The sequence below is a fragment of the Kitasatospora sp. NPDC097691 genome (genome assembly GCF_040302665.1).
In the GTDB taxonomy this organism is placed as follows: domain Bacteria; phylum Actinomycetota; class Actinomycetes; order Streptomycetales; family Streptomycetaceae; genus Kitasatospora.
Genome location: NZ_JBEORY010000108.1, coordinates 1 through 9538 on the forward strand (window position 1 = coordinate 1; position 9538 = coordinate 9538).

Annotated in this window: 8 protein-coding genes; 6 read left to right on the forward strand and 2 right to left on the reverse strand. The window is 71.5% G+C overall.

From position 1 onward, the window contains the following. Positions 1-86: 86 nt before the first annotated feature. Complete coding sequence (locus ABTY56_RS38200; RefSeq protein ID WP_350634300.1) at positions 87-422, reverse strand: hypothetical protein; 336 nt, start codon at positions 420-422, stop codon at positions 87-89. Between the two features lie 72 nt (positions 423-494). Between ABTY56_RS38200 and ABTY56_RS38205 the strand changes: the two genes are divergently transcribed. Next, positions 495-1136 (forward strand): DUF2461 domain-containing protein, encoded by a 642-nt coding sequence (locus ABTY56_RS38205; protein WP_350634301.1) that lies wholly within the window; start codon positions 495-497, stop codon positions 1134-1136. 85 nt (positions 1137-1221) lie between these two features. On the opposite strand, the gene ABTY56_RS38210 is transcribed toward ABTY56_RS38205, so the two are convergent. Next, on the reverse strand, positions 1222-2169 hold the full coding sequence (locus ABTY56_RS38210) for a heme o synthase (protein WP_350634302.1): 948 nt from the start codon (positions 2167-2169) through the stop codon (positions 1222-1224). Positions 2170-2633: 464 nt separating this feature from the next. Between ABTY56_RS38210 and tkt the strand changes: the two genes are divergently transcribed. From tkt to pgl, 5 genes are all read left to right on the forward strand, one after another. Next, complete coding sequence (tkt, locus tag ABTY56_RS38215; RefSeq protein WP_350634303.1) at positions 2634-4733, forward strand: transketolase; 2100 nt, start codon at positions 2634-2636, stop codon at positions 4731-4733. 87 nt (positions 4734-4820) lie between these two features. Further along, positions 4821-5963 (forward strand): transaldolase, encoded by a 1143-nt coding sequence (gene tal, locus ABTY56_RS38220; RefSeq protein WP_350634304.1) that lies wholly within the window; start codon positions 4821-4823, stop codon positions 5961-5963. Positions 5964-6024: 61 nt separating this feature from the next. Continuing rightward, positions 6025-7581: a glucose-6-phosphate dehydrogenase gene (gene zwf / locus ABTY56_RS38225; RefSeq protein ID WP_350634307.1), complete on the forward strand. Its 1557-nt coding sequence runs from the start codon at positions 6025-6027 to the stop codon at positions 7579-7581. Then, a complete protein-coding gene (gene opcA / locus ABTY56_RS38230; RefSeq protein ID WP_350634305.1) occupies positions 7578-8666 on the forward strand; it encodes a glucose-6-phosphate dehydrogenase assembly protein OpcA in 1089 nt (362 codons plus the stop codon). Before zwf ends, opcA begins: the two co-directional genes overlap by 4 nt. After that, a complete protein-coding gene (pgl, locus tag ABTY56_RS38235) occupies positions 8663-9451 on the forward strand; it encodes a 6-phosphogluconolactonase (RefSeq protein ID WP_350634306.1) in 789 nt (262 codons plus the stop codon). The genes opcA and pgl overlap by 4 nt, the downstream gene beginning before the upstream one ends. The last annotated feature ends 87 nt before the right edge of the window (positions 9452-9538 follow it).

Below are 9538 nucleotides of genomic sequence, written 5' to 3' on the forward strand. Positions count from 1 at the left end.
GCGCGCCCGCCCCCCCCCCCCCCCCGCGGCCCCGCCCGCCCCCCGCCGGGGGCGCCACCCCCCCCCCCCCCCCTGTCCGGGGGGCGTCAGCCGCCGAGCTGGATGCCGGCCATCCGCTTCCACTCGTACGGGCCGGTCTTGACCTTGAGGCCCAGCTCGCCCTCGAAGGCGTCGTGCAGGGTCAGCCCGGCCAGCTCCGCGGCCCGGCGGCCGACGGCGTAGCTGGGGGCCACCTGGTCGCCCCAGGCGCCGTCCGCGCCGACCACGACGATCCGGGTGGCCACGGCGCCGACGTACTCGACGACCGCGTCGGCACTGCCGCCGTGCTGCCGGGCGAAGCTGGTCAGGTTCTTGGCGATGCGCTTGGCGCGACGCTCGGTGCGGGCGTCCGGCGCGGCGGTGGTGGTCTCTGCGCTGCTCATGCCCGCATGCTACCCACCGGTAGACGCCCTGGCGACGGGAGCGCCCTGTGCACCGGGACACATACTGGAGACGTGACGTTCAAAGGCTGGCCCTCCGAGGCGCTCGACTTCTACGAGCACCTGGAGGCCGACAACTCGAAGACCTTCTGGCAGGCCCACAAGGAGCAGTACGAGGACGCCGTACGGGCCCCGATGGAGCAGCTGCTGACCGACCTGGAGCCGGAGTTCGGGCAGGGGAAGGTCTTCCGACCGAACCGCGACATCCGCTTCAGCGCCGACAAGTCCCCGTACAAGACGCACATCGGCGCGCACCTGGAGAGCGGCGGCTACATCCAGCTCTCCGCCGACGGCCTGGCCTGCGGCAACGGCATGTACCAGCTCGCCCCGGACCAGCTGGAGCGCTACCGCGCCGCCGTCGCGGAGGACGTCACCGGCGCCGAGCTGGAGCGGGTGATCGCCCGGGTGGAGAAGGACGGCCCGCAGGTGTTCGGCCGGGACTCCCTCAAGTCGGCCCCGCGCGGCTACCCCAAGGACCACCCCAGGATCGAGCTGCTGCGCCACAAGGGCCTGGTGGCCTGGCAGGAGTGGGAGCCGGCGAAGTGGCTGGGCACCCGCACCGCGTACACCCGGATCACCGCCTTCCTGCAGGCCTCCCGGCCGCTGCGGGACTGGCTGGACGGCCACGTCGGCCCCTCCGGGCTGCCGTCCCGCTGACGCACCGGAAACGGAAGAGCCCCGGTCCGAACGGACCGGGGCTCTTCCTTACAGGACCTGCTTCACAGGACCTGCTTCACAGGACCTACTTCACGAACGGGTCGACCGCGCACACCACCATCAGCAGCGACAGGTAGGTGATCGACCAGTGGAACAGCCGCATCTCCTTGAGCTTCGCGCCCACGACGCCGGCCTTGGCCCGCGCGTACAGCGCGTGCGCCTCGCGCAGCCAGGCCCCGCCCAGCACCACCGCGGCGACCGGGTACAGCCAGCTCATGTGCCCGAGCGGCCAGAGGGCCAGCGAGACGGCGACCATCACCCAGGAGTAGATGACGACCTGCTTGCCGACCGCCACGTTGCCCTTGACGACCGGCAGCATCGGCACGCCGGCCCGCAGGTAGTCGTCGCGCACCTTCATCGACAGCACCCAGGTGTGCGGCGGCGTCCAGAAGAACACCACCAGGAACAGCACCACGGCCGCCCAGGACACCGAGTCGGTCACCGAGGACCAGCCGACCAGCACCGGCATGCAGCCGGCGATGCCGCCCCAGACGATGTTCTGCGAGGTGCGCCGCTTGAGGCCCAGCGTGTAGACGAACACGTAGAACAGCAGCGCGCCCAGCGCCAGCGCGGAAGAGAGCCAGTTGACACCGAAGCCCAGCAGCAGCGTGGACACGACCGCGAGCGCGATGCCGAACACCAGCGCCTCGCGCGGCGACACCATCCCGGTGACGATCGGCCGGCGCTCGGTGCGCGACATCACCGCGTCGATGTCGCGGTCGATGTACATGTTGAGGGCGTTGGCGCCGCCCGCCGAGAGGTAGCCGCCGATCACGACCTTCAGGACCAGCAGCATGTTCGGCACGCCCTGCTGGGCCAGGAACATCACCGGCACGGTGCTCATCAGCAGCAGCTCGATGATCCGGGGCTTGGTCAGTGCGACGAACGCGCCGACACGGGCCCCGATCGGCCGGTGCGCAGGCGTCGCCCCGGTGACCCCGGCGGGACGGGTTTCGACGGCGGTCACTAACACCCCAACTGAAGATGAATCCTCGCAGGCGTCCGCAGGAACGAAGGGTCCCGAAATCGTCCGCTCTGCGCGTACCACGACACCATAGACGCTCCATATATCCCATCCGGCTCCGGGGTCCCCGGCGAGGCCGAACCGCACACCCCCGGGTGAACCGACTGGGTGAAGCCACGAACCGTCCCCGGCGGGCCCCGCTACCCCGTCCTGACCACCCCGGCGGCGGGGGGTCACGAAACGGGAGAGCCTGGGACAAAACCAGTCACACCGGCCTAGTGGGAATCACCATGCGGAAATCCCGGTTGTCTCAGCACGGAGGGTGAGCCCCGGCCCGGACGGTAGGCTCGCACGCAGAAGCGGGATCTACCCTCCGTGACCGGCACCACCCAGCGTCGGGACCACAGCGCCGTGGCCGACCCGGTCCCCATTCACGGGGTCACTCTTCAATACGGAAGGAGCCCTGAGACAGGGTGAGCACTGCGCCGACGAACGCATTCGAGTGGACCGATCTGGACGAGCGCACGGTTGACACCGCGCGAGTCCTCGCCATGGACGCTGTCCAGAAGGTCGGCAACGGGCACCCCGGGACGGCCATGTCGCTGGCCCCGGCCGCGTACCTGATCTTCCAGCGCTTCCTGCGCCACGACCCGACCGACCCGACCTGGGTCGGCCGCGACCGCTTCGTCCTCTCCCCCGGGCACACCAGCCTGACGCTCTACACCCAGCTGTACCTCTCGGGCTACGGCCTGGAGCTGGACGACCTCAAGGCCTTCCGCGTCGCCGGCAGCCGCACCCCCGGTCACCCGGAGCACGGCCACACGGCCGGCGTCGAGACCACCACCGGCCCGCTGGGCCAGGGCATCGCCAACGCGGTCGGCATGGCGATGGCCGCCCGCTACGAGCGCGGTCTCTTCGACCCGCAGGCCCCGGCCGACGGGTCCCCCTTCGACCACACCATCTGGGCCATCGTCTCCGACGGCGACCTGGAGGAGGGCATCTCCGCCGAGGCCTCCTCGCTGGCCGGCCACCAGAAGCTGGGCAACCTGGTCGCCCTCTACGACGACAACCACATCTCGATCGAGGGCGACACCGAGACCGCCTTCTCCGAGGACGTCCTCAAGCGCTACGAGGCGTACGGCTGGCACGTCCAGCGGGTGACCCCGAAGGCCAACGGCGACATCGACGTGGCCGCGCTGGCCGACGCCCTGGCCGCGGCCAAGGCCGAGACCTCCCGCCCGTCGCTCATCGCGATGCGCACCATCATCGCCTGGCCGGCCCCGGACGCCCAGAACACCGCCAAGGCGCACGGCTCCGCGCTCGGCGCCGCCGAGATCGCCGCCACCAAGAAGGTCCTGGGCTTCGACCCGGAGAAGACCTTCGAGGTCAGCGACCAGGTCATCGAGCACGCCCGCCTGGTCATCAAGCGCGGCAAGGCCGCCCGCGACCAGTGGCAGCAGTCCTTCGACGCCTGGCGCGCCGCGAACGCTGACCGCGCCGCCGACTTCGACCGCATCCAGGCCGGCGAGCTGCCCGACGGCTGGAAGAAGGCCGTCCCCTCCTTCCCGGCCGGAAAGGACGTCGCCACCCGCAAGGCCTCCGGCGACACCCTCAAGGCGCTCGGCGCGGTGATCCCGGAGCTGTGGGGCGGCTCGGCCGACCTCGCCGAGTCCAACCTCACCACCATCGACGAGGACAGCTCCTTCCTCCCGGAGGGCAACCCGCTGAAGTCGGCGAGCCCGTACGGCCGGACGATCCACTTCGGCATCCGCGAGCACGCCATGGGCTCGACCATGAACGGCATCGCCCTGCACGGCAAGACCCGTGTGTACGGCGGTACCTTCCTGGTCTTCGCCGACTACATGCGCCCGGCCGTCCGCCTGGCCGCGCTGATGAAGCTGCCGGTCACCTACGTCTGGACGCACGACTCGATCGGCCTCGGCGAGGACGGCCCGACCCACCAGCCGGTCGAGCACATGGCCTCGCTGCGCGCCATCCCGGGCCTGGCCATGGTCCGCCCGGCCGACGCCAACGAGACCGCCGTCGCCTGGCGCACCATCGTCGAGCGCCAGACCAGCCACCCCGGCCCGGTCGGCCTGGCCCTCACCCGCCAGGGCGTCCCGACCTTCGACCGCGAGGTCTTCGGCTCCGCCGAGGGCACCGCGAAGGGCGGCTACATCCTGGCCGAGGCCTCCACCGGCGACCCGCAGCTGATCCTGCTCGGCACCGGCTCCGAAGTCCAGCTGGCCGTCAAGGCCCGCGAGGTGCTGGAGGCCGAGGGCATCGCGACCCGCGTGGTCTCGCTGCCGTCCTTCGAGTGGTTCCAGGAACAGGACCAGGCCTACCGCGACAGCGTGCTGCCGCCGTCGGTCAAGGCCCGGGTGTCGGTCGAGGCCGGCATCGCCCAGGGCTGGCGCGAGCTGGTCGGCGACCACGGCCGGATCGTCTCGCTGGAGCACTTCGGCGCCTCCGCCGACTACAAGGTGCTCTTCGAGGAGTTCGGCATCACCGCCGAGCGCGTGGTGGCCGAGGCCCACAACGCCCTGCGCTCCCTCGAAGCCGTCAACCGCTAGCCGCCAGGGCCGCGTACCCGCCCGCACGCGCGTACGCGGCCCCCTCCGACTACCCCACGAAGCAGAAGAGCAAGGGACTGAAGCACCATGACTGACGCACTGAAGCGCCTCAGCGACGAAGGCGTTGCGATCTGGCTGGACGACCTCAGCCGCAAGCGGCTCAACTCCGGCAACCTGGCCGAACTGGTGCAGAACAAGCACGTGGTGGGCGTGACCACCAACCCGACCATCTTCCAGAAGGCGATCGCCGGCAGCGGCGACGACTCCTACGACGGTCAGCTGCGCGACCTCGCCGTCCGCAAGGTCACCACCGACGAGGCGATCCGCATGATCACCACCTCGGACGTGCGCGACGCGGCCGACGTGCTGCGCCCGGTCTACGACGCCTCCAACGGCCGCGACGGCCGGGTCTCCATCGAGGTCGACCCGCGCCTGGCGCACGAGACCGCCCCCACCGTGGCCGAGGCCAAGCAGCTGTGGTGGCTGGTCGACCGCCCGAACGTCTTCATCAAGATCCCCGCCACCAAGGCCGGCCTGCCCGCGATCGGCGAGGTGATCGGCAAGGGCATCAGCGTCAACGTCACGCTGATCTTCTCGCTGGAGCGCTACAAGGCCGTCATCGACGCCTACCTGACCGGCCTGGAGTCCGCCAAGGCCAAGGGCCTGGACCTCTCCCAGATCGAGTCGGTCGCCTCCTTCTTCGTCTCCCGCGTGGACACCGAGATCGACAAGCGCCTGGACAAGATCGGCGGCGACGCCAAGGACCTGCGCTCCAAGGCCGCCCTGGCCAACGCCCGCCTCGCCTACCAGGCGTACGAGGAGGTCTTCGGCAGCGTCGACGGCAAGGCCGCCGGCAACGCGCGCTGGACGGCCCTGGAGGCCGCCGGCGCCAAGCCGCAGCGCCCGCTGTGGGCCTCCACCGGCGTCAAGGACCCGGCCCTGCCGGACACCCTGTACGTCACCGAGCTGGTCGCCCCGGGCACCGTCAACACCATGCCCGAGGCCACCCTGGACGCCACCGGCGACCACGGCGTGATCACCGGCAACACCATCGTCCCCAACTACGCCGATGCCAAGGCCGTGCTGGACGCGATCGCCGCGGCCGGCGTGGACTACGACGACGTCGTCCAGGTCCTGGAGGACGAGGGCGTCGAGAAGTTCGAGCAGTCCTGGAACGAGCTGCTCGACACCGTCACCGCCTCGCTCGCCTCCTTCGCCGACGAGAAGTGACCCCTGCTCACAGCCAGCGCACGAAAGCGGAGCCCATCAAGTGAGCACTGATTTCCCTGAGTTGACTTCGGATTCGGACGCGGACGACCTCCCGCCCACCCCCGTCAACCCGCTTCGTGACCCCTCGGACCGACGGCTCCCGCGCATCGCGGGGCCGTCGGGTCTGGTCATCTTCGGGGTCACCGGCGACCTGTCCCGCAAGAAGCTGATGCCGGCCATCTACGACCTGGCCAACCGCGGTCTGCTTCCGCCGGGCTTCTCCCTCGTCGGCTTCGCCCGCCGCGAGTGGGACGACGAGGACTTCGCCAAGGAGGTGCACGACGCCGTCCGGGACCACGCCCGCACCCCGTTCCGGGAGGAGGTCTGGCAGCAGCTCGCCAAGGGCATGCGCTTCGTCCACGGCACCTTCGACGACGACGACGCCTTCGACAAGCTGCGCGAGACCATCGAGGAGCTGGACAAGGCCCAGGGCACCGGCGGCAACTTCGCCTTCTACCTGTCCGTCCCGCCGAAGTTCTTCCCGACGGTCGTCCAGCAGCTCAAGAAGCACGGCCTGGCCGACCCGCCGCAGGGCTCCTGGCGGCGCGCCGTCATCGAGAAGCCCTTCGGCCACGACCTGGAGAGCGCGCAGGAGCTCAACAAGGTCGTCCACGAGGTCTTCCCCCGGGACGAGGTCTTCCGGATCGACCACTACCTGGGCAAGGAGACGGTCCAGAACATCCTGGCGCTGCGCTTCGCCAACCAGATGTTCGAGCCGATCTGGAACCGGTCGTACGTCGACCACGTGCAGATCACCATGGCCGAGGACATCGGCATCGGCGGCCGGGCCGGCTACTACGACGGCATCGGCTCCGCCCGTGACGTCATCCAGAACCACCTGCTCCAGCTGATGGCGCTCACCGCCATCGAGGAGCCCGCGTCCTTCCACCCGAAGGCGCTGGTGGCCGAGAAGCTCAAGGTGCTCAGCGCCGTCAAGCTCCCGGCCGACCTCGGCCGGCACACCGTGCGCGGCCAGTACGCCTCCGGCTGGCAGGGCGGCGAGGAGGTCGTCGGCTACCTGGACGAGGACGGCATCAACCCGGACTCCAAGACCGACACCTACGCGGCCATCAAGCTGGAGATCAACAACCGCCGCTGGGCGGGCGTCCCGTTCTACCTGCGCACCGGCAAGCGCCTGGGCCGCCGGGTCACCGAGATCGCGGTCGTCTTCCAGCGCGCCCCGTACCTGCCCTTCGACTCCTACGCGACCGAGGAACTGGGGCAGAACGCCCTGGTCATCCGGGTCCAGCCGGACGAGGGCGTGACGGTGCGGTTCGGCTCCAAGGTGCCGGGCACCTCCTTCGAGGTCCGCGACGTCACGATGGACTTCGCCTACGGCGAGTCCTTCACCGAGTCCAGCCCGGAGGCGTACGAGCGGCTCATCCTCGACGTGCTGCTCGGCGACGCCAACCTGTTCCCGCGCCACCAGGAGGTCGAGCTCTCCTGGCAGATCCTCGACCCGATCGAGAAGTACTGGGACACCCACGGCAAGCCCGCCCAGTACGCGGCGGGGACCTGGGGCCCCGTCGAGGCGGACGAGATGCTCGCACGAGACGGCAGGAGCTGGCGCCGGCCATGAAGATCGACCTCACCAACACGACGTCGAGCAAGATCAACGCCGCCCTCATGGAGGCGCGCCGGGCCAGCGGCTCCACCGCCGCCGGCATGGTGCTCACCCTGGTGATCGTGACCGACGAGGGCAGCGCCTACGACGCCCTCAAGGCCGCCAACGACGCCTCCCGCGAGCACCCCTCGCGCACCCTCGCGGTGATCAAGCGCGCGGGCCGCTCGCCGCGGGCCCGCGCCGAGACCCGGCTGGACGCCGAGATCCTGGTCGGCTCGGACGCCGGCTCCGGCGAGACGGTCGTCCTGCGCATGCACGGCGAACTCGCCGCGCACGCCCAGTCGGTCGTCCTGCCGCTGCTGCTGCCGGACGCCCCGGTCGTGGTCTGGTGGCCGGACAACGCGCCGCTGCACCCGGCCCAGGACCCGCTGGGCTCGATCGCCCAGCGCCGGATCACCGACGCCGTCACCGCCGAGTCCCCGGTCGGCCAGCTCGCCCAGCGGGCCCAGAGCTACACCCCGGGTGACACCGACCTGGCCTGGACCCGCATCACCGGCTGGCGCTCCATGCTGGCCGCCGCGCTGGACCAGCGGCCGTCCGCGATCGTCTCCGCGGCGGTCGAGGGCGAGTCCTACAACCCCAGCGTCGAGCTGCTCGGCCTGTGGCTGACCAACCGGCTGCACGTGCCGGTCGAGCGGGTCGTCACCGGCGGCCCCGGCATCACCGCGGTGCACCTGCGCACCAAGGACGGGGACATCACCCTGGACCGCCCGGACGGCCTGATGGGCACGCTCTCCATGCCCGGCTCGCCGGACCGCCAGGTGGCGCTCAAGCGGCGCGAGACCTCGGAGCTGATCGCCGAGGAACTGCGCCGCCTGGACCCGGACGACATCTACGCGACGGCCGTACGCACGCCCGTCGAGCGGCTGCACGAGCCGTCCAACGCCGAGACCGCGGCGGCCGAGCGGGTCGCCCGGGAGGTCGCCGAGGACGCCGCCGAGGAGGTCGTGGCCAACCCGGAGCGGATCACCGCCGAGGCGTCGGACCGGAAGCCCGCGAAGAAGGCCGCCGGCAAGCGCACCACCAAGGAAAGCGCATGACCAACGCGACCCCGCAGCTGGTCGTCCACCGGGACAAGGAGCTGATGGCCCAGGCGGCCGCGGCCCGGCTGATCACCCGGATCGTGGACGCCCAGGCCGCCCGCGGCGCCGCCTCGGTGGTGCTCACCGGCGGTCGCAACGGCAACGCCCTGCTGGCCGCGATCGCCGCCTCCCCGGCGCGCGACGCGGTCGACTGGGGCCGGCTGGACCTCTGGTGGGGTGACGAGCGGTTCGTGTCCGCCGCCGACCCGGACCGCAACGCCGTCCAGGCCCGGGCCGAGCTGCTGGACGCCGTCCCGCTCGACCCGGCGCGGGTGCACGAGATGCCCGCCTCGGACGGGCCGGACGGCTCGGACGTGGAGGCCGCCGCCGCCCGCTACGCGGAGGAGCTGGCGAAGGCGGCCGGGCCGGGCGACCGGCTCGGCGTCCCCGCCTTCGACGTGCTGCTGCTCGGCGTCGGCCCGGACACCCACGTCGCCTCGCTCTTCCCCGAGCACCCGGGCGTGCGGGAGACCGAGCTGACCGTGATCGGCGTGCGCGGGGCCCCCAAGCCCCCGCCGACCCGGATCTCGCTGACCCTCCCGGCCATCCGGGCGGCCCGCGAGGTCTGGCTGCTGGCCGCCGGCGAGGACAAGGCGGGCGCGGTCGCGCTGGCCCTGTCCGGCCCCGGCGAGATCCAGGCGCCCGCCTCCGGCGCGTACGGTCGCAGCCGCACCCTGATGCTGCTGGACCGTGCCGCCGCCGAGCGGATCCCGCCGCAGCTCTACCCGCCGGCCTCGGCGTAGGACCGGCGGACAACGCCGAAGGGCGCCCGCCCCAGCGGCACGCCGTCCTCGGCGTCGGCGCCGTCCGGCTCGTGCAGCGGCACCTCC

Coding starts and splice junctions, on each gene's coding strand:
- ABTY56_RS38200 (WP_350634300.1), bottom strand. CDS start 422: ATGAGCAGCGCAGAGACCACCACCGCCGCGCCGGACGCCCGCACCGAG.
- tal (WP_350634304.1), top strand. CDS start 4,821: ATGACTGACGCACTGAAGCGCCTCAGCGACGAAGGCGTTGCGATCTGG.
- opcA (WP_350634305.1), top strand. CDS start 7,578: ATGAAGATCGACCTCACCAACACGACGTCGAGCAAGATCAACGCCGCC.
- pgl (WP_350634306.1), top strand. CDS start 8,663: ATGACCAACGCGACCCCGCAGCTGGTCGTCCACCGGGACAAGGAGCTG.